Source organism: Gordonia sp. UBA7860, from assembly GCF_002500165.1.
GTDB classification, from domain to species: Bacteria; Actinomycetota; Actinomycetes; order Mycobacteriales; family Mycobacteriaceae; genus Gordonia; species Gordonia sputi.
In genome coordinates this window covers 1-24,526 of the sequence record NZ_DLSO01000121.1, presented here as the reverse complement: position 1 = coordinate 24,526, position 24,526 = coordinate 1, and the positions used below count along the sequence as shown (strand labels likewise).

The 24,526-nt window shown below is 67.1% G+C and carries 19 protein-coding genes; 13 read left to right on the top strand and 6 right to left on the bottom strand.

Annotated elements, in window-relative coordinates; genetic code table 11:
• Positions 1-31: 31 nt before the first annotated feature.
• From B3T59_RS14995 to B3T59_RS14985, 3 genes are read left to right on the top strand one after another with little or no spacing between them, the layout of a single operon-like run.
• Positions 32-1,447, top strand: a complete 1,416-nt coding sequence (locus tag B3T59_RS14995; RefSeq protein WP_376782594.1) for an AI-2E family transporter — start codon at positions 32-34, stop codon at positions 1,445-1,447.
• A complete protein-coding gene (gene macS / locus B3T59_RS14990) occupies positions 1,444-2,577 on the top strand; it encodes a MacS family sensor histidine kinase (protein WP_287004049.1) in 1,134 nt (377 codons plus the stop codon). The genes B3T59_RS14995 and macS overlap by 4 nt, the downstream gene beginning before the upstream one ends.
• Complete coding sequence (locus B3T59_RS14985) at positions 2,574-3,239, top strand: response regulator (RefSeq protein ID WP_064861771.1); 666 nt, start codon at positions 2,574-2,576, stop codon at positions 3,237-3,239. The genes macS and B3T59_RS14985 overlap by 4 nt, the downstream gene beginning before the upstream one ends.
• 27 nt (positions 3,240-3,266) lie before the next feature.
• On the opposite strand, the gene B3T59_RS14980 is transcribed toward B3T59_RS14985, so the two are convergent.
• The 3 genes from B3T59_RS14980 to trmB form a co-directional block, all read right to left on the bottom strand.
• Positions 3,267-6,434 (bottom strand): MMPL family transporter, encoded by a 3,168-nt coding sequence (locus B3T59_RS14980; RefSeq protein WP_287004047.1) that lies wholly within the window; start codon positions 6,432-6,434, stop codon positions 3,267-3,269.
• A 136-nt stretch (positions 6,435-6,570) separates the two neighbouring features.
• Positions 6,571-7,365 carry an NYN domain-containing protein gene (locus B3T59_RS14975; protein WP_287004045.1) on the bottom strand — a complete coding sequence of 265 codons (795 nt, stop codon included), beginning with the start codon at positions 7,363-7,365 and terminating at the stop codon, positions 6,571-6,573.
• The gene (trmB, locus tag B3T59_RS14970; protein WP_287004102.1) at positions 7,365-8,195 is read right to left on the bottom strand and encodes a tRNA (guanosine(46)-N7)-methyltransferase TrmB; all 831 of its coding nucleotides are present in this window, start codon (positions 8,193-8,195) and stop codon (positions 7,365-7,367) included. The genes B3T59_RS14975 and trmB overlap by 1 nt, the downstream gene beginning before the upstream one ends.
• A gap of 115 nt (positions 8,196-8,310) precedes the next feature.
• Here trmB and B3T59_RS14965 point away from each other — a divergent pair, with 115 nt between their 5' ends.
• The 8 genes from B3T59_RS14965 to B3T59_RS14930 all read left to right on the top strand — a co-directional run bounded on the left by B3T59_RS14965 (position 8,311) and on the right by B3T59_RS14930 (position 18,679).
• The gene (locus tag B3T59_RS14965; RefSeq protein WP_287004043.1) at positions 8,311-9,168 is read left to right on the top strand and encodes a hypothetical protein; all 858 of its coding nucleotides are present in this window, start codon (positions 8,311-8,313) and stop codon (positions 9,166-9,168) included.
• A 1-nt stretch (position 9,169) separates the two neighbouring features.
• Positions 9,170-10,510 (top strand): hypothetical protein, encoded by a 1,341-nt coding sequence (locus tag B3T59_RS14960; protein ID WP_287004041.1) that lies wholly within the window; start codon positions 9,170-9,172, stop codon positions 10,508-10,510.
• Complete coding sequence (locus B3T59_RS14955) at positions 10,507-10,857, top strand: DUF6802 family protein (RefSeq protein ID WP_064861777.1); 351 nt, start codon at positions 10,507-10,509, stop codon at positions 10,855-10,857. The genes B3T59_RS14960 and B3T59_RS14955 overlap by 4 nt, the downstream gene beginning before the upstream one ends.
• A 217-nt stretch (positions 10,858-11,074) precedes the next feature.
• Positions 11,075-12,901: a phosphoenolpyruvate carboxykinase (GTP) gene (locus tag B3T59_RS14950; RefSeq protein WP_287004038.1), complete on the top strand. Its 1,827-nt coding sequence runs from the start codon at positions 11,075-11,077 to the stop codon at positions 12,899-12,901.
• A 44-nt stretch (positions 12,902-12,945) separates the two neighbouring features.
• On the top strand, positions 12,946-13,968 hold the full coding sequence (locus B3T59_RS14945) for an esterase-like activity of phytase family protein (protein WP_287004036.1): 1,023 nt from the start codon (positions 12,946-12,948) through the stop codon (positions 13,966-13,968).
• A 100-nt stretch (positions 13,969-14,068) separates the two neighbouring features.
• A complete protein-coding gene (locus tag B3T59_RS14940) occupies positions 14,069-14,986 on the top strand; it encodes an ABC transporter ATP-binding protein (RefSeq protein ID WP_287004034.1) in 918 nt (305 codons plus the stop codon).
• Positions 14,987-14,989: 3 nt separating this feature from the next.
• The gene (locus tag B3T59_RS14935; protein WP_005207062.1) at positions 14,990-17,548 is read left to right on the top strand and encodes an ABC transporter permease; all 2,559 of its coding nucleotides are present in this window, start codon (positions 14,990-14,992) and stop codon (positions 17,546-17,548) included.
• Between the two features lie 288 nt (positions 17,549-17,836).
• Positions 17,837-18,679 (top strand): hypothetical protein, encoded by an 843-nt coding sequence (locus B3T59_RS14930; protein ID WP_287004030.1) that lies wholly within the window; start codon positions 17,837-17,839, stop codon positions 18,677-18,679.
• Positions 18,680-18,698: 19 nt separating this feature from the next.
• Here the strand turns inward: B3T59_RS14930 and B3T59_RS14925 are convergent, their stop codons facing one another.
• Positions 18,699-19,427 (bottom strand): class I SAM-dependent methyltransferase, encoded by a 729-nt coding sequence (locus B3T59_RS14925; protein WP_005207066.1) that lies wholly within the window; start codon positions 19,425-19,427, stop codon positions 18,699-18,701.
• Positions 19,428-19,537: 110 nt separating this feature from the next.
• Between B3T59_RS14925 and B3T59_RS14920 the strand changes: the two genes are divergently transcribed.
• Positions 19,538-20,677: a glycosyltransferase family 4 protein gene (locus B3T59_RS14920; protein ID WP_064861783.1), complete on the top strand. Its 1,140-nt coding sequence runs from the start codon at positions 19,538-19,540 to the stop codon at positions 20,675-20,677.
• Here the strand turns inward: B3T59_RS14920 and B3T59_RS14915 are convergent.
• Both B3T59_RS14915 and B3T59_RS14910 read right to left on the bottom strand, forming a co-directional pair.
• Positions 20,659-22,446 (bottom strand): hypothetical protein, encoded by a 1,788-nt coding sequence (locus tag B3T59_RS14915; protein WP_287004027.1) that lies wholly within the window; start codon positions 22,444-22,446, stop codon positions 20,659-20,661. The two genes, B3T59_RS14920 and B3T59_RS14915, sit on opposite strands and share 19 nt — an antisense overlap.
• Before the next feature lie 44 nt (positions 22,447-22,490).
• Entirely contained in the window at positions 22,491-23,447 is a 957-nt protein-coding gene (locus tag B3T59_RS14910) for an HpcH/HpaI aldolase/citrate lyase family protein (protein WP_287004025.1), read from the bottom strand.
• Positions 23,448-23,488: 41 nt separating this feature from the next.
• On the opposite strand from B3T59_RS14910, the gene B3T59_RS14905 reads away from it, so the two are divergent.
• Positions 23,489-24,526: polysaccharide biosynthesis protein (locus B3T59_RS14905; RefSeq protein WP_287004023.1), on the top strand; the 1,038-nt coding region annotated here is incomplete at its 3' end.

The following is a 24,526-nucleotide window of genomic DNA, read 5'->3' as shown; positions in this document are numbered from 1 at the left end:
GCTAAGGGTAACGACAGCTAGTGTGACTCCCGTGGACCATGCCGCCCGACCCGACGAGTATCCCGAAGATTCCGAGGCGGGGGTGTCTGTGAGATCGCTGGCCGAGCTCGACCGCTCCAAGGTGCACCCGTTTGTTCGGGCCACAGCCGAGTGGGTGTGGCGACTCCTGCTGATCGTCTTCGCCGTCTATGTGCTCGGGCGCCTGTTTCTCGAGTTCGACGAGGTGTTCGTTCCGGTTGCGCTGGCGATCCTGGTGTCGGCCTTCCTGGTTCCCGGTGTCGACTGGCTCGACCGGAAGGGGCTCCCGAGGTCGCTGGCTGTTGTCATCATGCTGCTGGTCGCGCTGGGAGTTGTCGCGACGGTGCTGACCTTCGTCGGTCGGGCATTCGTCCATGGGTTCCCCGCGCTGACCGCAGAGATCACGGTCACCATCGATCGCACGCGAGAATGGCTGGTCGACGGCCCGCTCGACGTCGACGAAGCACAGGTGCGCAACCTCGGGTCGAACATCATCAACCTGATGGAGCACAACCAGGCCAAGCTGGCAGGCGGTGCCGTTGCGACCGCGACGACGGCGACCGAACTGGTCACCGGTGCGTTACTGACGTTGTTCCTCACGATCTTCTTCCTCTACGGCGGCGGTCAGATCTGGGAGTTCTGCTGCCGTCTGATCCCGCGGAAGACCCGAGGTCGGGTCGCAGCCGCGGGTGTCGCGGGCTTCGGCACCCTGGTGGGGTACGTACGTGCGACCGTGATCGTCGCGTTCGTCGATGCCGTGTGTATCGGCGTCGGGTTGGCGATCCTGCGGGTTCCGTTGGCACTTCCGTTGGCGACGGTGGTCTTCCTCTTCTCGTTCATCCCGATCGTGGGCGCGCTCATCAGTGGCTCGCTCGCCGTCGTGATCGCGTTGGTGACGCAGGGCTGGTTGACCGCGGTCATCGTGTTGGCGCTCCTCATCGGCGTGATGCAACTCGAAGGTCATGTGCTGCAACCCTTCCTGCTCGGCAGGTCGGTGCGTCTGCATCCGGTCGCGGTGATCCTCGCGATCGCCGCGGGCATCGTGGGGGCCGGGATCATCGGCGGGCTCTTCGCCGTGCCGATCATCGCCTTCGCGAACACCGCCGTGCGATATCTCGCCGGCCACCGCAACCTACCGATCTCGAGTGGGGAAGGTTCGTATCATTACGCCGAGGCCGACGAACCTCATTGGGACAACCGAGATCTCGACGCCGCGGCCGCGTCGGCGGGCGTGGCGGTCGAGGAGGGTGTCGGGGTCTCGAAAGCCGACGCCGAGGCCGACGTCGAGCGGGGTCTCGACGGCGATGGTGCCGACGTGGACGTGGCCGACGACGTCGAGGCCGATGACAGCAAGGCCGATGACAGCACGACTGATGACACCACGGCCGGCGACACCGCGCCCAAGAAGGGCCCCGACGAGTCGTCATGAGAAGTGATCCGGTCACGCCGCTCTGGCGCGGCGCGCAGGTGTTGCGACTGTTGTCGTACCTCTACGCGCTCGGGTTCCGGATCGCGATCGACGGCGACCTGCTGCACCCGGGCGTGACGTGGGTGCTGTTCGGATTCCTCACCGTGTGGACCGTCGCCTGCGGTATCGCGTATTACGTTGGCTTCGGCCGTAATTGGTACTGGGTCGGCACTGAGCTGGTGATCGCCTGCGCGTTGATGTTGTCGACGTCGTATGTCGCCAGCGAGTCGTGGGCACTGAACAACCAGACATGGCCGACGACGCTGTGGGCCACCAACTCGGTGATCTCGGCGGCACTGCTCGCGGGGCCGATCGTCGGCCTCATCGCGGGTCTGGTCGTCGGCGGCACAAGCGCTTTCGTCAAGGGCTGGCTCGATCTGAACTTCGGCCGCAACGCGACGATCATCGTGATGATGGCGGCCGGTGTCGCGGTGGGACTCGCGGCGGTCAATGCCCGTCGGGCGCAGGCGGAGTTGGCAGCTGCCGCACGCGTGGCGGCGGCCGCAAGTGAACGCGAGCGACTGTCCCGTGAGGTGCACGACGGTGTGCTCCAGGTGCTGTCGTTCATCTCCAAGCGCGGCCGTGAGATCGGCGGCGCCACAGCGCAACTCGCCGACCTAGCGGCAACGCAGGAGGTCGCGCTGCGCCGTCTGATCGCAGATGTCGACGTCGGGGCCGAATCTGACTGTGGGACCGCGGATCTGACCGCACTGCTGCGTGCGGCCGGGGGAGAGGCTGTGGCGGTGAGTGCGCCCGCAGACCCGGTGGAGATCGACGCGACGACGGCACGCGAGATCAGTGCGGCGGTGATCAACGCCCTCGACAACGTCGCGCATCACGCGGGACCGGGTGCGCGTGCCTACGTGCTCCTCGAGGACCTCGGCGACGCCGTTGTCGTGAGTGTCCGCGACGACGGTGTCGGTATCGCCGCGGGACGGCTCGACGAGGCGCGTCGTCAGGGCAGGCTCGGCGTCGCACAGTCGATTGTCGGGAGAATCGAATCCCTCGGTGGCAGAGCACTACTCGACTCCGACCAGGGTATCGGCACGGAGTGGGAACTGACGGTACCGGTGACAAGGGAGAAGAGATGAGCGAGATACAGGACGGCAACCAACTGCGGGTGATGGTCGTCGACGACCATCCGATGTGGCGGGATGGCGTCGCGCGCGACCTCTCCGACGAGGGGTTCGAGGTCGTGGCAACTGCCGGCTCTGTCGGGGCCGCGGGGCGTCGTGCCGGTGCGGTGCAACCCGACGTCGTCCTCATGGACATGCAGCTGCCCGACGGTAACGGGGCGGAGGCGACCGCGTCCGTGCTCGAGGTCTCGCCGAGGACGCGAGTGTTGGTCCTGTCCGCATCAGACGAGCGCGACGACGTACTCGACGCCGTAAAGGCCGGTGCGAGTGGCTATCTGGTGAAGAGCGCGTCGAAGGAGGAATTGATCGACGCGGTGCGGGCGACCGCGGCGGGCCAGGCGGTCTTCACGCCGGGACTCGCGGGTCTCGTACTCGGCGAATTCCGACGTATGTCCTCCGAACCCGACCGCGCGCCGCAGACTCCCGTGCTCACCGAGCGCGAAACCGAGGTCCTACGCTACGTCGCAAAGGGTATGAGCGCCAAGCAGATTGCGCGCAAACTGACGCTGAGCCACCGGACCGTCGAGAATCATGTGCAGTCGACGTTGCGCAAACTGCAACTCGGCAACCGCGTCGAACTCACGCGATACGCGATAGAGCACGGCATCGACGAGTGAGCGGTAGGGCCACCGGGGCGCTGACCGCTACTCGCCGGAACGGCTGCGGCGCAACAGTTCCTGCACGCTGATCTGGCGGTTCTCGCCAGGATTCTCGTCTGCGCGCGCGTGCCGATCCGACGACCGACTCGGTCCGTCGTCGGTGCGCTGACGCCGCGGCGGTGGGGTGCGGGTCTCGTGATCTTCGCTCGGCGCGACGGGTTGCTGCGCTCGGCGCGCCGCGTCGGGCGAGAGTCCACGCTCCATCGGCGACTGCGAACCCTCGGGTGCGCGTCGTTGCGACGCCCTCGCCTGCTCCGGCGACAGCGACGCGACGAGCGGACGCTTGCCGGTCTTGTCGAGGTCGGGGCGTCGACCCAGCGGCGACGGGCTCGCGGCGCCGGTCTGTGGCTGGTTCAGGCGGATGCCGCCCTCGCCGAGCATCCATCCGCCCGTGTCGGGACGGTCGGACTTCTGACGACGCGGTGCCGACGGGCGAGTCGAGCGCGCAGTACGTACCGGCTCGATCTCGTCGAGCGTCTGGGCGGGACGTTGATCGCGCAGCGCGGGGCGTCGATCCGACGGCGGCTGCGACGGCCGGGTGCGCGCGGCCGGGGGTTGGGCAGCAGGGGGTTGGGCAGCGGGGGGCTGGGCAGTGGGGGGTTGGGCAGCACGACGCTGTGTCGGCTGGGGTGTGGGGCCAGGCCGGGGTGCAGTGGTCGGCCGGGGTGACGACCCCGCGCGCGTGGAGCGTGTGGCCGCACCCGCCGAGACCGTCGCGGCGGCACGCGGAGTCGCTCGCATGGCGGTCGTCGGTACCTCGGCGATCAACGTGCCCGCACGCATACCCTGCGTGCCTGCACCTGCACCTGCACCTGCACCAACGAGTTTCGCGCCGGGCTCGTCGTCGAGGATCGTTTCGCCGAGGCCGATCTTGCGTTGGACGGTCTTCATCCACCGCGGTGCCCACCAGCAGTCGTCACCGAGCAGCTTCATCGTCGACGGGACGAGCAGCATACGGATGATGGTGGCGTCGAGGATGAGCGCCGCGATCATGCCGTAGGCGATGTACTTCATCATCACGATCTCGGACAGTCCGAACGCGCCGGTCACGACGATGAGAATCGCCGCGGCGGCCGTGATGATCCGACCGGTGTGCGCGGTACCGACGCGAATCGCTTCCGTGGTGCTCGCGCCCTTCTGTCTCGCTTCGACCATGCGGGACAACAGGAATATCTCGTAGTCGGTCGACAGGCCGAACACAATCGCGATGATCAGCACGAGGACGGCGGCGAACAACGGTCCCGGCGTGAAGTTGGCGATCGACGCGCCGTGGCCGTCGACGAAGATCCACGTCAGGATGCCCAGCGTCGCACCGAGGCCCAACGCCGACATCAGAGCAGCCTTGATCGGCAGGACCACGGAGCCGAAGGCGAGGAACATCAACAGCCCGGTGACCAGGACGAGCAGGATCGCCATGAGCGGCAGTCGGGTGAGCAGGGCATCGATGGAGTCCTGCACCAGTGCGGGAGTTCCCGCCACCCACATCTTGATGCCCGCGGGTTTGTCGATGGCACGCAGATCCTTCACGGCCTCGCCCGCGGTATCGCGGTTGACCAGACCCGCCGACATCTGGATGACCTGCGGACCGTTGAAGCCGTAGGTTCCGGTGAGCGCGCCGTCGTCGGCCGAGGGGCTGAACTGCTTGGTGAAGCCGGGGATCTTGTTGGCCTCGTCGGCGATCTGCTGGATCTTGGCGCCGCTGTCGGGGTCGTTGACGTCGTAGGAGATGACGAGCTTGATCTCTTCGGTGCGTTCCTTCGGGAACGCCTTGTCGAAGTCCTCCTGGGCGACACGGCTCGGATTGTTCGGCGGCAGATAAGCCTCACTGATGCCGCCGAACTTGATGCCCCCGATCGGGATGGTGAGGATCAGCAGGATCAGGACGGTCGGCACCGCGGTGGCGATGGGATGGCGCATGACCCACCCCGACAGACGGCCCCAGAAACCGTTCTCGATCTCGGCCTTGGTCTTGGTGCGTCGGAGGAATGGCAACCCGAAGGCGTCGATTTTCGGTCCGAGGATGCTCAGGATGGCCGGCAGCACGGTGATCGAGAGGATCGCGGCCAACGACACCGAGAAGATCGCTCCGTAGGCGACGGACTTCAAGAAGCCCTGCGGCATCATCAGCAGACAGGCGATGGCGGCGACGATGATCGTCGCCGAAAAGACCACGGTTTGTCCCGCGGTCATCACTGTTCTTCGTACCGCTGCCTTGGTGGTGTAGCCCTCGGCGAGTTCTTCTCTGAATCTGCTGACGATGAACAGCCCGTAGTCGATCGCGATGCCGAGGCCGATCAGTGTGACCACCGATTGCGCAAAGATATTCAGCTCGGTGAGCTGGGCGATGATGTTCATGATGCCCAGCGAGCCCGCGATCGTCAGACCACCGATGAACACCGGGAGACAGGCGGCGATGACACCGCCGAAGATGAAGAACAGCATCACCGCGACGAGCGGGAGCGCGATCACCTCGGCGCGTCGGATGTCGTCGTCCATGCCGCTGGCCATCGCACCGGCAACGGGTTGCAGGCCTGCGAGTTGGAATCGGGTGCCTTCGAGTCCGTACTTACCGGGATCGTCGACGACGCCCTGCAGGAACGGTTCGATCTTCTTGTAGTTCGCGAGTACCGAGGTGTCGTCGTTGCCCGCGACGCCGATACTGATGAAGGCCTGCTTCTTGTCGGCGGTGAACGTCCGCGACCTGATGGTGTCCTGCGCGGCCTTCTGCGCGACCGTGTCGTCCTTCAGATAGAAGGGGTCGATGATCTCCTGGTTGTTGCGTAGCGCGTTCTCGTAGGCCTGCTGATCGGTCGAATCGGGAGCGGCCGCGGCGCGCTGCACCACATCGGGATGTTGCCTCAGAAGATCGTCGACGACCTGCTCGACCTTGTTTCCGAACTGCTTGTCGTCGACCAGCGTGCCTGCCGGCGGGGTGATGAGGAGGATGACGTCGGAGCGGTGGTCGCGGCCGAAGGCGGTGTCGGCGACGACCGAACCCTTCGACGACTGGGCTGTCGGATCGAACCAGCCGCTCTGCGACAGGTGATTGCCGAGCCCGAGTCCGTAGAGGCCGAGGCCGCCCATGATGGCGACCAACACCGCAATGACGGCAAAGCGCATCCGGAAGACGAATGTGCCGATGGCTCCGAACACGCCGACTCCTTTCGAGAAAGTCTCGCCGAGATAGTTGCCGAGATTGTTTCAGTGGTGCCTGAGTGCTTGCTGAGGTTTGGTAATGGGGCTGGAGGCTAGGGGCTGGGGTTTCCGCTCCGAGCTGACGGGCGCTCTCTCAGCGGAGAAGCGCGCGCAGCGGGCGGAACGGGGTGAGCCACGCGCCGTCGTCTGGCAGTGAGTCGAGCCCGATGCGGGGCAGTGGCTCCCGGAAGACGCCGGGAATCTCCTCGAGATCGACGAACTCGAGCCCATCCGTGGAGAGCGCCCAGCTCACGTGTTCGCGGAAACCGATGACCGTGACCGGAACGCCTTCGGCGGCGATCTCGACCAGCGGATCCCGGAACGCCTGACCATCCGCGGAGGCGACGATCAGCCCGGCTAACCCAACAGTGTGCCTGCGAAGTTCGATGTGGTCGAGCATGTCGGGGTCCACATCGCTGTCCTCGGACAGTTTCGGCTTGGCGAACACCGCGTACCCGACGTTGCGCAACGCGTCGACCCACGGCCGCACGACGTCGGCGCTACCAGGCACGATGTTGGTGAAGACCGTCGCCTCGGGTTCGATTTGGACCGCGGCGTCCGACGTCGTCGAAATGTCGTCGACATCACTGTGGACATCGCTACTGTCGTCGACATAGCTACTGCCGTAGTCATCGGTGGCGTCATCGCCGACGGAGTGATCGTAGGCCGCGACCGCTGCCTGTGCAGAGATGTCGGCGGTGCGCTGGAGCAGCCAGCGGCCGAGTGCGTCGAATCGGGGTCGGTGCGCCGCCGTCGGGCGTCCGCCGAGAATGGACCCGAGGCCCATGTCCATGTTGGGGGCGTCCCAGACCAGGAGGACGCGCTGCGCGCCGCTCTGTCCGGAGATCGTGTCGGCGAAGCGTGCGGCCGATCCACGGGTGTCGGTCATCAGCCTTCGCCGCCTGTCGGGGTGTCTGGAGCTTCGGGGTTGTCCGGGGCGTCCGCCGCCCCCTTCTCGCGGGGTCGGACGTACACGAACTCGTTGACCTCGCGGCCCTCACGCTCTGCGCGACCCTCGAACTTGGTGGTCGGACGTTCGAGGGAGATCGGTACCCCCGTCGTCGCGGGGACGACGTGGACGCGCTCGGGATTCTGGGTCGCGAGGATCTCGGCGATCCACTCCGCGTAGTCCGCATGGTCGGTGGCGATGTGCAGCACCCCGCCGGGCCGGAGTCGGTCAGCCATGAGTTCGATGGTGCCCCGTTGGACGAATCGACGCTTGTGATGGCGCGATTTGGGCCAGGGGTCGGGAAAGAAGAGTCGAATCGCGGTGAGCGATTCGGAGGGGATGAGCTCACGCAACACGACGACGCCGTCGCCGCGGATCATGCGTACATTGGTCAGGCCTGCGCGGTCGACGAGACCGACGAGCTGTGCAAGGCCCGGCTTGTAGACCTCGACGGCGATGACGTCGACGTCGGGTTCGTCCGCGGCCATCGCGGCCGTCGAGATGCCGGTTCCGCTGCCGATCTCGAGCACCCGGGGTGCCTCGCGCCCGAAGAGAGTGTCGAAGTCGATGGGTGGTTCCGGGGTCTGGGCCGGGTCGGTGGCCAGGTCGCGGCCGAGTACCGGCCACAGCGTCTCCCAGTTGCGCTGCTGGCCCGGCGTCAGCGAGCCGCGGCGGAACCGGAAGCTGGTCACGCGTGGGTAGAGGCGTGACGCGTCGCCTTGGCCGTTGGCCGGTCCGGGGGAGGAGTTCACCGGTCCATCGTGGCCCATCGGGTCGGTCATGCACACCTCGACACCCGCTTGTGCAATCTGCTGCGCCACCTCGCCCAACTGCGACTACCCTTCCACCAGGGAAGATGGGCCGGTCTTGAGTGGGGGTGAGTGCGTGATCGATCCAACGGGTCCGCTCGCGCTCGCACTGTCGTCGGGATCGGTCGAGCGGCTCGTCGCGCCTGATTCGCCCGCTTTTGCCACGCTCGACGCCGCCGCGCGACGCTACGTGCAGCCGCTGTCGGTTGCGGTGGTCGGTCGTCGTGGGGTGGGTCGCGACACGATGGCGCGTGCGTTGTCTGAGCGCTTCGGTGTTGCGGCATTCGTGGCCGAGCGTGCGTCGGGCGTGCTCGCCGGCGCCGATCTGCGAGTGCATGTGCTCGCCGGAGCGCCACGACGTGCCGACCACGAGATGCTCGCCGCCTCGCCGCGCGAACGGACCGTCGTCGTCCTCGGAAAGGCCGACACGCTGCCATCCGATGCCGTATCCGGCGCATCCGATTCCGTGGCCAGGCTCGTCCGCGCCGCGAGTGAGTCGCTCGGGAGGCCCGTCGTCGCGATCTCGCAGTTGTCGGCGTGCGCCACGGTGTCCGACGACGAGTTCGCATTCCTTCGCCGACTTGTCGCCGACGGTGAGGTGATGCCGTCGATGTCCGGCCACTTTCTCGCGCCCGCACGGCCTGCGCAGTTGCAGATGCGCGCCGACCTGCTTCGACGCCTCGACGCCGCCGGTGTCGCGCGTGCGCTGAGCCTGGTGGCCGCCGATGATCCCGCGGCTGCCGGAGCGTCGACGCTCACCGGATCTCTGCGGGCGACGAGCGGATTCGACGCTCTGCGGGAGGCGTTCGCGGCGTGCATGCCCGCGGTCGTCGCGCATCGGGGTGCGCAGGTACGCGCATCGCTCGAGCTGGCCGCTGCGGCCGGCGCCGACCGTGACAGCGTCGAACGGCTCCTGTGCACGGGAGGGGTGTGACATGGGTTCCGAGTTGTCGACGCTCGACGCCGCCGATTCGGCGGCGGGTGTGAATCCGCGGTATCGGGTGGCCGTTGCTGCCGCCGAGGGTGTCGACGTCGAGCCTCTGGTGGAGGCGTGCCGGGCGGTCGCGGCGTCGAAAGAGGGTCCGACCATCGACGTCATCGTGTTCGATCCGGACCGCGACCATGCGCGCACGCACGTTGCGGTGCTGGTCATCGACCCGGCATCGGCGGTCGTCGACGACGAGGACGTCGCCGCGCTGCGGGAGTTGACCTCGGTGGTGGGGCACGTTGCGCTGGTCTGCGGCCGCATCGAGTCGTTCTGGGATTGGCCGCGGATCGTGCGCGGGTATCGGTCAGAACTCGATCCCGCCGGAGCGTTACCGGTCTTCGCGGTGTCGGCGGCCGCGGCGCTCGCGGGTGCCGTCGACGAGTCGGGGATCGGCGATCTGCTCGACTGGTTCGCGACACCGAACAGCGAACCCACTGCGCGCGCCCCACAACCGAAGAGTCCGCAAGCACCGACCCCTGTGGATTCCGACGACCGCGTCGACCCCGACGCCCTGGCGATCCGTCGCGCACGATTGCTGGCGCTCAGAGACAGGGGGCGGGCCGACCGGCTGGCGTCGCTTCGCGCGGGAATCGTCCGCGTGCGTGCACAGAGCAGCGCCGACATCGCGGCGCGGATCCGTGCGCTCGTCGCGCGCGCCGAACACCGCCGCACCTCGACGACCGACTCCGACCTCGATGCCGACGCCGCCTGGCTCGACCGCGAGATTGGACGTCTCGTCACCGACCTGGACGCCATCACCCACACCCGACTCGACGCCGTCGCATCGTCGACGCTCGTCGGACTCGACGTCGACGATCCGCCCGCGCACCGCGACGACGAGCCGATCGGCGCCCGCCGCGATCTGCCGTCGGGCCGGCGAACCGGCGAGGACGCGATGGTGTTGTTGATCGGCGCGTCGACGGGTATCGGTATCGGCAGGCTCGCGGTCGCGCCGCTGGCATCGGTGCACACGCTGCAATGGATCAGCATGCCCGCGGCGCTCCTCCTCGGCCTCGCGGTGGCGGTGTGGGTGATCCGGATGCGACGCGCGGCAACCATGCGCGCGCAGGTGCGTACCTGGGTCAACGACGTGCTCGCCGACGTTCGCGCCCGGGTCGAGCGTCGAGTCGCCATGCAGCTCACCGAGGCGGAATCACGCATCGGCGGCCAGGTGCTGCGCGCATACGATCGCCAGGCTCGTCGAATCGCCGATGAGATCGCCGAGATCGATCAACGTCTCAAAGAGCTCCGCGCAGCAGGCGGGGCAGTCAGTGGGGGTAGGCAGTGAATATCGACTCGTTCGACGTCGGAGACGTATCCGGTGAGGAGCACCGGGACTGGGGCGACCCCACCGAGCCGGGCGCGCAGCCCGGTTCGCCCGCCGACAACCTGCTGATGCACGACGACGGCCGCATCTGGGATCTCGGCCCCGCCGACGTCGACACCGACGCCGACGGAGTCGCCGATTCGTTGACTCGCAGTGGTCCAGGAGGCCTGACGGTGTACACCGACAGTGACCACGACGGTCAGGTCGATCGCATCACACAGGTCGGCTCCGACGGCTCGTTTGCCTCCCAGACACTCGACCGCGAGACCGGCATCTGGGTTGCCACGGACTCCGGCCGACTCGAGTGAGTGGGTTCGCATAGAGCAGAAAGTCCTGGTGGTAGTGGGTTGCACGTCCTCGGAAATCCGACATGGGTCACCTTGCAACCCTCCTCTGACGTGTGCGAATGTGGCCTATACCGCATCTCGTAGCCCCAGGCCCTAGCGCACGCTCGGTCACAGTATCCTGGGGATAAGCAACCCACACGGGGCGGCCAATGCGGGTCGCCACCTCGGAGGAGGAAATATGACCGCCGCCACGATTCCGGGCCTGGAACCCGGCACCGCTCCGACAAAACACGAAGCGCTGTTGGCATGGGTGGCCGAGGTCGCCGAGCTCACTCAGCCCGACCGCGTGGTGTGGTCCGACGGCAGTGACGAGGAGTGGGATCGTCTCACCGCAGAACTCGTCGAGTCGGGCACGCTGCTCAAGCTGAACGAAGAGCACAAGCCCAATTCCTACCTGGCCAAGTCCGATCCCGCCGACGTCGCGCGCGTCGAGTCGCGCACCTTCATCTGCTCCGAGCGTGAAGAGGATGCGGGCCCCACGAACAACTGGGTCGCACCCGACGAGATGCGCGCCACCCTCACGCCCCTCTTCCGCGGCAGCATGCGCGGCCGCACGATGTACGTCATCCCGTTCTGCATGGGCCCGCTCGGCTCCGACGACCCGAAGCTCGGCGTCGAACTGACCGACTCCGCCTACGTCGTGCTGTCGATGAAGATCATGACGCGCGTGGGTCCCGAGGTGCTGCGCCTGCTCGGCGACGACGGCTTCTTCGTCAAGGGTCTGCACTCGGTCGGCGCTCCCCTGGAGCCCGATCAGGCAGATGTCGCATGGCCGTGCAACCCGAACAAGTACATCACCCACTTCCCCGAGACCCGCGAGATCCTGTCGTACGGATCGGGTTACGGCGGCAACGCGCTGCTGGGCAAGAAGTGCTACGCGCTGCGGATCGCATCGGTGATCGCGCGCGACGAGGGCTGGATGGCCGAGCACATGCTGATCCTCAAGCTGACCAGCCCGGAGAACAAGGTCTACTTCGTCGCCGCTGCGTTCCCGAGTGCGTGTGGCAAGACCAACCTGGCCATGATCCAGCCGACCATCCCGGGCTGGAAGGCCGAGACCGTCGGCGACGACATCGCCTGGATGCGCTTCGGCGACGACGGTCGTCTCTACGCGATCAACCCCGAGTTCGGCTTCTTCGGTGTGGCACCGGGCACCAGCATGGACTCCAACCCGAACGCGATGAAGACCATCGACGCCGGAAACACCCTGTACACCAACGTCGCCGAGACCGACGACGGTGACATCTGGTGGGAGGGAATCGGCGGCGAGAAGCCTGCGCACCTGACCGATTGGCTGGGACGTAGCTGGACGCCGGACTCGGATGAGCCTGCCGCACACCCGAATTCGCGCTACTGCACACCGATCTCGCAGTGCCCCTCGCTGGCCGAGGAGTGGGACGACCCGCAGGGTGTGCCGATCTCGGCGATCCTGTTCGGCGGTCGCCGCAAGACCACGGTCCCCCTGGTGACCGAGGCCCGCGACTGGCAGAACGGCGTCTTCATGGGTGCCACTGTCGGCTCCGAACAGACCGCCGCCGCCGAGGGCAAGGTGGGCACCGTCCGCCGCGACCCGATGGCCATGCTGCCGTTCATGGGCTATCACGTCGGCGACTACTTCCAGCACTGGATCAACCTGGGCAAGAACGCGGATGCGTCGAAGCTCCCGAAGGTCTTCTACGTCAACTGGTTCCGTCGTGGCGACGACGGCCGCTTCCTATGGCCGGGATTCGGTGAGAACAGCCGCGTCCTGAAGTGGATCATCGGCCGCATCGAGGGCGAGAACGAAGGCGTGCAGACTCCTGTCGGCATCGTCGCCAAGCCCGAGGAGATCGACGTCACCGGGCTCGACGTGCCCGCAGAGGATCTCGAGGCTGCCCTCGCAGTCGATCCCGACGAGTGGCGGCGCGAGCTGCCGCTGATCGAGGAACTGTTCGCGTTCGTCGGCGAGAAGCTCCCGACGAGCCTGCAGGACGAGCTCGACGCCCTCAAGCAGCGCTTGGGCTGATCTCACCTTCTGCCCCATCCGTAACTGAGGTATCGTTGCCCCCTATGAGTCTTCGCTCGTGGGGGGCAACGATTGTCTCTGCGCTTTTGGGTACGTCCGTTCTACTCGGTATCTCCGGTATGTCTGCCGGGACGGCGCAATCGGCGACGCCGTTCATCGCCCGATACACCGACACGGCCTACATCAACGGCGTCCCGACATTCGGAGCGATCTCGGGCATCGATCGGATCGGTGCCAACCGCTTCGCAATGATCTCGACCGACGTCGGTCGAGGCGGTCCCGCACGCTTCTTCACGAGCCAGTTCAGCTACACGTCGGGCGTCGCAGGCTTCACGTCGAATCCTGGAATCGACGGCGGAGGCGTACTGCTGGGTCCGGGCAACATCCCGCCGCTGCCGGGTTCGGCGCAGTACGAGGGAATCCGCTCCACCAGCGGCGGCTACGTCGTCGTCAGTGGTGGCGACCATCAGTTCGTGCGGCTGCAGAGCGCAGGACCGGTCGGCACGTACATTCGTGACCTCGGTCTGCCCGCGGCCTGGCGGCCGTCGACGAAGTCGGGGCTTGCAGGCCAGCGTGGACTCACCGGCGTGGCTGTGGGGCCGCGCGGACAGATCAGTGTGATCACCGCCGGCGGTCTGCGCCAGGATCCCGCGACGTCGGCGCGGTTGTTGACGTTTGGGAAGACCAACTCCGAGTTCGTGTATCGCACCGATCCGGGCAAGAGCGCGGCCGACGTCATCGCGGTCAACAACACCGACTTCCTCGTTCTCGAGCGTGGCAAGGGGCGCAGCACGGCGATCTACTGGACCACCACGCGTGGCGCCGATCAGGTCGGTGGACGGGCCAACCTCTCGGGCGCCGAGAAGGCGATGCCGAAGCAGTCGATCTTCAACACCGATGGCACGCCCCGACTCGCGACGGGCAACATGTCGGCGATGGCATGGGGTAACTGGCAGCCCGATCTGCCCTGGCAGAACTTCCGCACGCGCACACTGTTCGTCGTGACGAACAACGCCTTCGCCGGGCCGACCAGGGTGCACTCGTTCGAGGTCCAACTGCCCCGCTGACGCGTCGCAGGGGCAACCCTGAGATCTCAGGAGCGCTGGGGTGGTCCCAGTGGGGGAATCACCCGATGGCAATGCGATGAATCTATGGCACCGTTGAGCCATGACATCAGAGCAGGGCGCAAGCGCGAGCGCCGAGGACCTCGTCAAAACCTACGGATCAGGTGACACGGAGGTCCACGCACTGCGTGGCGTCACGTTGTCATTTCGGTCCGGCGAGTTCACCGCCATCATGGGGCCGTCCGGGTCGGGCAAGTCGACCCTGATGCATTGCCTCGCAGGACTCGACGTCGCGACCAGCGGTCGTGTCCACATCGGCGACACCGATCTGACTGGTCTGTCCGACAAGAAGATGACCATTCTGCGACGCGACCGGATCGGCTTCGTCTTCCAGTCGTTCAATCTCGTGCCGACCTTGACCGCCGCGGAGAACATCACGCTGCCGTCGGACATCGCGGGGCGCAAGGTCGACCAGGACTGGTACGACACGGTGATCAGCCGACTCGGTATCCGTGACAGGCTCGACCACCTGCCCAGCGAGCTCTCCGGCGGACAGCAACAGCGCGTCGCGTGTGCGCGTGCACTCGTCGGCAGGCCTGCGATCATCTTCGGTGACGAACCGACCGGAAACCTCGACTCCCGATCGTCGGGCGAGGTGTTGTCGATCCTGCGAGCGGCCACCGACGAGTTCGGTCAGACCGTCGTCATCGTGACGCACGACCCGCGGGCGGCGTCGTACGCCGACCGCGTCGTCTTTCTCGCCGACGGCAAGATCGTTCGCGAACTTCCTCGACCTTCGGCCGACGACGTGTTCGAGATGATGAAGAACCTCGACGACCTTCCCGCAGACGATTCCGGCTCGGATGCCGGTGTGACTGCTGACACCACCGCTGGCGCAGAACTCGGCAAGCATGAATCCGGCTCTGTCGCAACCGAATCCGGCTCTGTCGCACCAAAATCCGGCGTCGGCCGACACGCTGCGGACGCCGGGTCCGGCGCGGATTCGACGCAGGCGGGCTGACACATGGCCTCCTCCTCGGTGATGCGGAAGGTATCGCTGCGCAATCTGGGTGCGCACAAACTGCGACTTGCGCTGACGGTCTTCTCGATCGTGTTGGGTACCGCGTTCGTCGCGGGGTCGATCGTGTTCACGTCGACCATCTCGCAGGCGTTCAATTCGATCTTCGACAACGCGGCGCCAGGTGTGTCCGTCGAGGTGACCCCGGAGGATTCGAACTCCGCCGGCGTGCCGAATTCGGTTGTCGAACAATTGACCTCACAGAAGAAAGAGCTCGGCGTCGACAAGCTGTCGACGAACTACACGGGCCTGGTGACCATTGCCGATTCGCGCGGCAAGGCGCTGCAAACCGGTGGTGCGCCGAGCTTGGGTTCCGCGTACATTCCGCCGAACGAGTCGCTGTCTCCCGACGACGGAAAACTGCTGCCGGGCGGACGTGCACCCACCGGCTACCAGGAGGTGGTGCTCAACCAATCGGCGGCGGAGAAGGGCGACCTCAAAGTCGGGTCGACCACGAAAGTGGTTGTCGGACAGGGTTCGAGTCAACCGATGGACGTCACGGTCGTCGGTATCAGTCAGCTCAAGGGCGACACCGGCGGGTACGTGAACGTGCAGTTCGAACGTAGCGCGGCAAGCCAACTGCTCTCCGACGGTGAGCACGTCGCGACGGTCGACATGTCCGCGGTCAGCGGCGTCAGCGACACCGAACTACGCGATCGGGTCAAGAACCTCCTCGCGTCGGATTCGTTCAAGGTTCGTACCGGAGATCAGGTGCGCCAGGACGAGAAGGACCGCGTCAACCAGTTCCTCACGATCTTCACCGGCATCCTGCTCGCCTTCGCCGCCATCGGCCTGGTGGTCGGCACCTTCATCATCTACAACACGTTCTCGATGATTGTGGCGCAACGTAATCGGGAGCTCGCACTGCTCCGGGCGGTGGGTGCCACCGAGCGTCAGGTGTCGCGGTCGGTGCTGTTCGAGGCGTTCATCGTCGGGGTGATCGGTGGACTCGTCGGTCTCGGCGTCGGCATCGGGCTCGCGGCTGCACTCAAGGCGATCACGTCGTCGACGTCGGGGCTGCCGCAGGCGTCGCTCAACGTGAGTGTGTGGGCGGTGCTCGCCGCACTGTTCGTCGGCGTTGTGGTGACGATGGTCAGCGCGTGGGTTCCCGCCGTGCGTGCTGCTCGGGTGCCACCCGTCGAAGCCATGCGAGCGAGCGACGCCGAGCGTGCGTCGTCGTTGCGCAACCGCACGATCGCAGGAGTGGTGTTCGGTGTGATCGCCGTTGTCGCGATCGTGTGGGGCGCCATGGGGGAGGGCATGCTGCGTGCGATCATCGTCGGTGTGGGCGCGGGTGCCGCGATTCTGGCGGCCGTGCTCGCGGGCCCAGCCCTACTGCAGCCGGTGGTCGGTGTGCTCGGACGAGTCATCGGCGCACCCTTCGGGTCGATCGGCTACCTGGCCCGGACCAACGCGATGCGCAATCCACGACGCAGCTCCGCGACGGCCTTCGCGCTGACGCTCGGTCTGATCCTGGTGGCCGTGATCGGCACGCTCGGAACATCATTCAAGGGCACCGTCGACACCGCGGTCGATACGGGAATCACCGCTGACTACATCGTGACCGGCACCAACAATCTGCCGATCTCGCCTGCGGTCGCCGAGGCCGTGAAAGGTGTGAAGGGCGTTGAGGATTCGGTGAGCCTCGGTGTGGTGCAGGCGAGGATCGGCGACACCAAGTCCAGTGGTTACGCACCACTCGGCGGCCAGATCAGCACCGTCGCCAACATCGACATGCTCGACGGCGCGTCGGATCAACTCCCGGACAACGGGATGTTCGTCAGTCAGCGAACGAGCAACGACAAGGGCTGGAAGCGTGGTGACACAGTCACTTTCACCTCGTCGCTCGGCGACAAGGTTCCCGCTCGGGTCGACGGGGTGTACGCCGACAACGAATCGTTGCAGCCGTGGCTGGTCGGCAGCAAGGTCTACGAGTCATTGATGCCGGAGCCCGCGCGGATGAGCTTCGGAGTATTCGTCAAGGCCAAGCCCGGCGTCGACTCATCAACGCTCCGAACAGATCTCGAGAACGCGACCAATTCGTTCCTCACCGTGCAGGTGCAAGATCGTGAACAGTTCAAGAGCAGTCTGTCGCAGCAGATCGACCAGATGCTCGGCGTCCTGTACGCGATGCTCGGGTTGGCGTTGGTCATCGCGATCCTCGGCATCGTCAACACGCTGGCGCTGTCGGTGGTGGAGCGGCGCCGCGAGATCGGGATGCTCCGCGCGGTCGGCATGGTGCGCGGTCAGGTTCGACGCAGCATCTACCTCGAGTCGGTGTTCATCGCCATCTACGGTGCGCTCGTCGGTGTGGTGATCGGCGTGGTCGTCGGATGGGCGCTGGTGCGCACGCTGGCGCGCTGGGGCCTCGGCGATCCGGTCCTGCCGTGGACGCTCATCGTCGTGACGCTCATCGGCGCGGGCGTCGTCGGAGTGCTCGCCGCGCTGTGGCCCGCCAACCGCGCCGCCCGCACCCGACCACTCGAGGCGATCGCCGAGGCGTGAGCGTCGAGCCGATAGTGGCGAGCGGGTAGTGCCACCGGGCAACAGGGGAGCGCTCGAATACGTGAGTGCTCGAGTGTCCAGCGATCCGTATGACAGTTGCGCCCGAAATCGGTGCCGATTGTCATACGGATCGACCTGTCGTGCGGACCGGCCCACCCTTGGCCCGATGACCACTGGGCGACGAACGGCTACGCCACCGCCGGAGATGCGCACCGCGGTCTTGTCCACACCGAGAGGTCTTGGACCAGTCCCACGTGTGGCGACGGCCCGTTTGGCACAATCGGCGCCATGACGCGACCACCCGAGGACCCGAACGACCCGGCCGAGCACCCGGAGACCCGGGCATTTGATCCCAGCGAGGACCCCTCGGGTGGCGGCGACCCGACGGCGCGCACCGAGGCGTACTCACAGCACGATCCCTACGCCAACCAGCCGTACGGAGACCAGCAGCCGTACGGGGACCAGCAGCCGTACGGGGACCAGCAGCAGTACGGGTACGGGGAGCAGGGCTACCCAGACCAGGGTTATCCAGATCAGGGCTACGGGCAGCAGGGGTACGGCAACCAGGAGTACGGCCAGCAGGGCTACGACAACCAGGGCTACGACCAGCAGGGCTACGGGAACGAGCAGCAGCCGGGACAGGACCCCGACTCGTCAGGCGGGGGCAAGCGCACCGCGATCCTGGTGGTGGCGATCATCGCGGTCATCGCGCTGATCGCCGTCGTCGCCTACGCGATCATCCGCAGTTCGGGAGGCGACGGCGACACGGTCGCGACCACAGCGCCCGCGACCACCACGGTGACCACGACGCCCACCACGACGACCGAGGAAACCACCACCGAGGAGACCACCACCACGACGACGCCCGCGCCCGCAGCAGGGGCCGTGACCTACCAGATCACCGGCAACGGCGACGTCGTCGCACTGCGGTTCCGCAAGGGCAACGACTACGAGATCGTCGCGGCGACCGGCACTCCCTGGTCGCGGCAGGCCACCGTCACCGGGGACAATGCCGAACTCACCGCAGTCGTCGTGCGTGGCCCGGTGACCTGCAACATCCTTCGCGGTGAGGAACTGCTCGCCTCGGCGACCAGCAACCGCGGCACACTGCGCTGCGCAGCGGGGCTCTGAGCCCCGGCACGCATCGGCCTCAGCGCGGCTCGAGCACCAGCACCAGATTCGTGGCGGCCACCTCGCGCACCAGCGGCACGCGCAGCACCCACCACGCCCAGCTCGGCAGGTAGCGCGGGAAGGCGGCGACGAGCCGTGCGCGGCCACGTCGGGAGCGGGCCCACCGCAGACCGTCGTCTGCGGTCACGGCGAACAGCGATGTGCCGAACAGGTTCTTCGGCGGATGGCCGTGGCGCCGCGTGTACCAGCGCGCGGCCCTCGCGCCGCCGAAGTAGTGCCGCAGACCCATCTCGTGTCCACCGAACGGACCCCACCAGAGCGTGTAGCTGATGATCACGATGCCGCCGGGACGTGTCACCCGCAGCATCTCATCGGCCATCTCCCATGGCGCAGGCGTGTGCTCGACGACGTTCGACGAGATGCAGATGTCGACGGAGCCGTCGGCGAAGGGCATCTGCTGGCCCGACGCCCGCACCGATCCGCGATGTTCGAGACCGCCCGCATGCATTTCGGACGGGTCGGGCTCCACCGACAGATACGACGCCCCGCGCTGGCGAAACGCATCGGCGAAGTAGCCGGGACCGCCGCCGACGTCGAGCACCACAGCGCCGTCGAGCTCGGCGAACGCGCCCACGAGGTCGGCGGTGTCGTCGGCGAGGGCACGGTAGAAGCGGGCGGGATCGGACTGCTCGTAGCGGAAGTCGTTGAGCAGCCCCGCCGCGCGTGGGAGCGTGGCGAGTCGGGCCATCGCGGCGTCGGCACGTGTCGTGGTCGTGCCCGTCGTTGAGGAGGCTGTGGTCGTTCTCGGTCGCGGCACGTCGGAGATGCTACCGGGGTGGTTGCGTAGCATTGTCGGCGATGAATACCCCGTCCGACGTCGTGCTGCTGTGCTGGCGCGATACCCGCCACCCCCAGGGTGGGGGCAGCGAAACCTACCTCGAGCGGGTCGGTGCGGAACTCTCTCGACGCGGAATGCGGGTCACCTACCTGACCTCGTCGTACCCGGGTGCGTTGCGCACCGAGGATCGCGACGGCATGCGCTTCGTGCGGGCAGGGGGTCGGATCACCGTGTACCCGGCCATCCTGACCATGCTCGTCGCCGGTCGGCTGGGCTTGGGCCCGCTCGCGGGAGTCTCGCCCGTCGCCACGGTAGACACGCAGAACGGCATCCCGTTCTTCGCGACACTGGTCTCGTCGTCGCCGACCATCGTGCTCGTGCATCACTGTCACCGTGAGCAGTGGCCGGTGGCCGGCCGACTGCTCGGCAGGCTGGGGTGGTTCCTCGAGTCGCGGGTGTCGCCGCGGGTCCACCGTCGCAACCGGTACGTGACCGTGTCGGCGCCGTCGGCGCGTGAGCTCGTCGAACTCGGCGTCGACGACGATCGGATCACCGTGGTGCACAACGGAATCGATCCGACGCCTGACTCGGCGGTTCCGCGGGCCGGCGATCACGACGTCGCTCGGCTGTGCGTGCTCTCCCGCCTCGTCCCGCACAAGCAGGTCGAGGACGCGCTGCGGGTTCTTGCCGACCTGCACCGCGCGGGCGAGCGTGAGGTGCACCTCGACGTCATCGGCGACGGTTGGTGGTCGTCCCGATTACATTCGGCAGCAAGAGAACTCGGCGTCGAGCGGCTGGTCACCTTTCACGGTCACGTGTCGAACGATCGCAAGTATCAGATCCTCGCCGAGGCCGACGTGCACCTGATGCCGTCGCGCAAGGAGGGCTGGGGGCTCGCGGTCATCGAAGCCGCACAGATGGGTGTGCCGACCATCGGCTACCGCCACGCCACCGGTCTCGCCGAATCGATCGACGACGCCGAGACGGGACTTCTCGTCGATGGTGTCGACGAGATGCTCTCCGCGACACGAAAACTCCTCGACAACCCTGCCGAACGCAACCGCCTCGGTGCGGCCGCACGCACACGGGCGCAACGCTATTCGTGGTCTGCGACCGCCGACGGGTTCATGTCGGTCTTCGATCAGTCCTCGCGCGGCTGAGCTTTATTGCTGACCCGAATGGGGAGGCCCCGAGCCCGACGGCGCCGCAGCGGCCACAGCGCAGCCACGCCGCCGCAGATGATCAGTGCGGCCCAGACAAGGTGTGCCGCGTAGGCCGACGCCCGCGCCGCACTGGAGGCTCCGCCGACGTCGGCCGGGTGATCGATGCGGAACAGGACGAGATCGTGGCCGCGGAAGACGACGTCCGCGCGGCCGGCCAGTGCGGTTGGTATGTCGGGTTGAGCTGTGCCCGAGACGTTTTCGACGAGTACCCAACCGACGCCGAGCCGAGCGAGAGTTGCCGGATCGCCACCGGCGCGCAGCGCTTCGGTCACCTGCTGTGCACGCGGCGTCGCCTCGTCGACAGTCGCGCCGTCGACGACGAGTTCGCCCGATTCGACGACAGGCGCGCGCAGCATGCGTGCGGCCGGGTCGAGCGATGGCGAGTCGATGAAGGGGTACTGTCGCACGGTGCCGGGCGGCCAGAGTGCGACGTCGCCCGCGTCGGACGGCACGAGTTGTGCGACGCGCGCCCAGTCGTCTGAATACTGCACCGTCGAGAGTCGTCCGCCGATTCCCCACGCGAGGTCGGGCAGCGGCGCCACCACGAGAAGAATCACTGCCGCGAGCGCGAAACCCGAAGGGACGAGGTCACGTAACCTCCACACCGCCGCGGCACTCGCCACCGCGACGATCGGCATCACCAACGCCACGAACTTCGACGAATCGCGCAGCAGGCCACCGCCCGGGATCGTGCTGACGATCTCGGCGAGTGCACTGCGGCCCGGTCCGAAGGCGGTGATCGTGAGTGCAACAACCACCACCACACCGAGTACGGCGAGGGCTCGCACGAGTGGAGCGTCGACAAGCAGTTCGCGCCTGCGCCACAACGTGATCGACCCGACCCCGACGACTGCGATCAGGCAGACCGTCGCGACCGCAGCCCACCAGAACGTGCGGCTCGCGGGCACGGCGTCGGCGTTCCAGATACCGCCGAGGCCAAGCACCGTGCCGAGCGGTCCGAGGGCAGGCTCCGAACGTAACCCGAAGGCGCGCACGCCCGCCGAGCCGTCCGTCGAGGTCGACGCAGAGGTCAGCAGCGCGGCCACGAGCCACGGCAACGCCGACAACGCCCACGCCACCAGCACACCGGCCACCCGCCGCGCGCGCACCTGCCACGATGACGGCGCCACCTGCGACCCGCCGCCCGCAAGCGCACAGGTAACCGCGACGACGAGACCGAAAAGTGAACCGCTCGGCGTGAATCCGGCGACGCCGAGGAGTGCCGCCAACACCAACCAGTGACGCAACGCGGCAGTGGAACCGTTGCGCGCAGCAGCCAGCGCGATCCACCCCAGTGCGCCGTACCCGACGAGAAGCCCCCAGTGGCCCTGGAGAAGTCGTTCTGCGACAAAGGGATTCCACAGCGAGACGATCGTCGCAGCGACGGCCCCGGTCCGGCCCGCACCGGGAACAAGATGCGCTGCGAGTCTGCCGTATCCGACACCGCCTACGGTCAGTGCCGCGAACAGGATTGCCGTGACGAGGAATCCACCGTCGATGACCGAACTGCCCAGTGCCACAGCCCAATCCTGTGGAACGGCACGCGGTGGTAGGTCGCCGATCCCCAACGCCGTGTCGGTGACATACGACCGAGGCGTCGACACCGCGTCGCGGTAGAGCAGATATCCCCGGCGCAGCAGCGGACCGAGGATCAGCGCGGTCAACGCCGCGCTGATCACCCAGAGCGTCGGCAGCAACCGGGACATGGCGTGCCGTGTGTTCTGAGTCCGGTGTTCTGAGTCCGTCGAACTCAGTAGTGGTAGGTGTCCGACGGCGCGGAGGCGTGACCGGGATCGACTTCGTACTCCGTGCCGGTCACCCCGTACGCGCGGGCGAGGTCGAGGATCTTGGTCGCGCGGGCGATGCGGGGCAGGTCGGAGCCGTTGCGGATCTCGCCTCCCTCGGCCTCGAACTCCGCGAAGAACTCTTTCGCCCAGGTGATCTCGTCGATCGACGGCGTGAGGCCCTCGTTGACCGGCGCGCACTGATCGGGGGTCAGACAGATCTTGCCGGTCATACCGAATTCGACGCTGACGGCGGTTGCCTCACTGAGCTTGAGTGCACTCGAGCCGACCGTCGGGCCGTCGATGGCGCTCGGTAGGTGGGCCGCCTTCGCGGCGATGGTGAACCGCGAGCGCGCGTACGCCAGGGTCATCGGGTTGTCGCCGAAGCCGGTGTCGCGGCGGAAGTCGCCGATACCGAACGCCAGTCGGAAGGTGCCCTTCGCCGACGCGATCTCGCTGATGCGCTCGAGTCCGCGTGCCGTCTCGACCAGCGCGACGATCGGCACGTCTGGGAGCCGCTTGGCGGTCTCGGTGACGTGGTCGACGGATTCGACCATCGCGAGCATCACGCCGCCGATCGGGGTCTTCGAGAGCGCCTCGAGGTCGTCGGCCCACCACGGGGTGCCGAAGCCGTTGACACGCACCCAGTCTCCCGCGCCGCCCGGAAGCGGGTTGCCGTCGGGGCCGGTGCCGGGATCGCCGGTCAACCACTGGACGACGTTGTCGCGCGCGGTGAGCTTGTCCTTGGGAGCGACAGCATCCTCGATGTCGAGCACGACGATGTCGGCGCGCGACCGCGCGGCGTGTGCGAATCGATTGTGCTGAGCGCCGTTGACCAACAGCCAGCTACGCGCGAGAACCGGGTCGATGCGAAAGCCGACGTCGGTGCTCTCGACGTCGGTCTGCGTGTTCTGGTCATACATCGCTGTCCATCGTTTCACACCGGAGAGGCACACTTGACCATATGGTGCGTTCCCCCGTCGTCGGCCGCGTACCCGGGGGCATCTTCGATGCGGTCGGGTGGGTTGCCGTCGGTTCGATGCTCGCCAACGTCTGCGCCTACGCCGTTCATTTCGGTGCGGGTCGCTGGTGGCTGACGCCCGCGGAGTACGGCGAGCTGGCCGTCGCGCTCTCGGCACAGTTGGTGCTGACCGTTCCCGCGCTCGCGCTGCAGGCGGTGGTTGCTCGCGAAGTGGTTCACGGCCGCGATGACCTGCGGATACGTGCTCTCACACTGCGGTGTTCACTTGCCGTGGCGGTGCTGGCGGTCATCGCCGTCCCGGTGGTCTCCGCGGTCGCGTCGACGTCGTGGACGCTCACCGCGGCAGGACTGGCGGCCGCGCCGCTGCTGACCGTCGTCGGCGGTGGTCAGGGTGTGCTGCAGGGACGTCGACGGTTCCGAACGCTCGGAGTCGTCCTCGCGGCGGTTGGGGTGGTTCGCTCTGCTCCGACGATCGCGGCACTCGCCGCGGGCGCCGGACCGACCGGAGCACTGCTGGCCGGCGCGGTGGGGACCGCGGTGGCCGCCGCTGTCGTGTGGGGTCTCGCCGGCGCACGCATGCCCGCCGGGAGCGGCGCGTCTGGTGCCGGCCTGCCGGGTGCCGGACTGTCCACCGTCGTTCGGGCGTCGCAGGTGCAACTGGTGCTCGTGGTCGCGGTCTCGCTCGACGTCCTGCTCTCGCGCACCGTTCTAGACCCGCGTGATGCGGGCGTCTACGCCTTCGGTGCCATCGCGACGAAAGTCGCTTTCTGGCTGCCGCAAGCCGTCGGAGTCGTGTTCTATCCGCAACTGGCTGACCCGGCGTCGTCTGGTCGGTCACTGCGGCAGGCTGTCGGGGTGGTCGCCGGAATCGGGTTGGTGATCACGGCGCTCGGCGCGCTCGCCGGACCACTGCTTCCGGTGCTGATCGGCGACGACTACCGACAGCTCACCGACCTGCTCGGACTGTTTGCCTTCACCGGCGCGGCGTTCGCGGTGTTACAGGTGGCGCTGCTCGCGGCC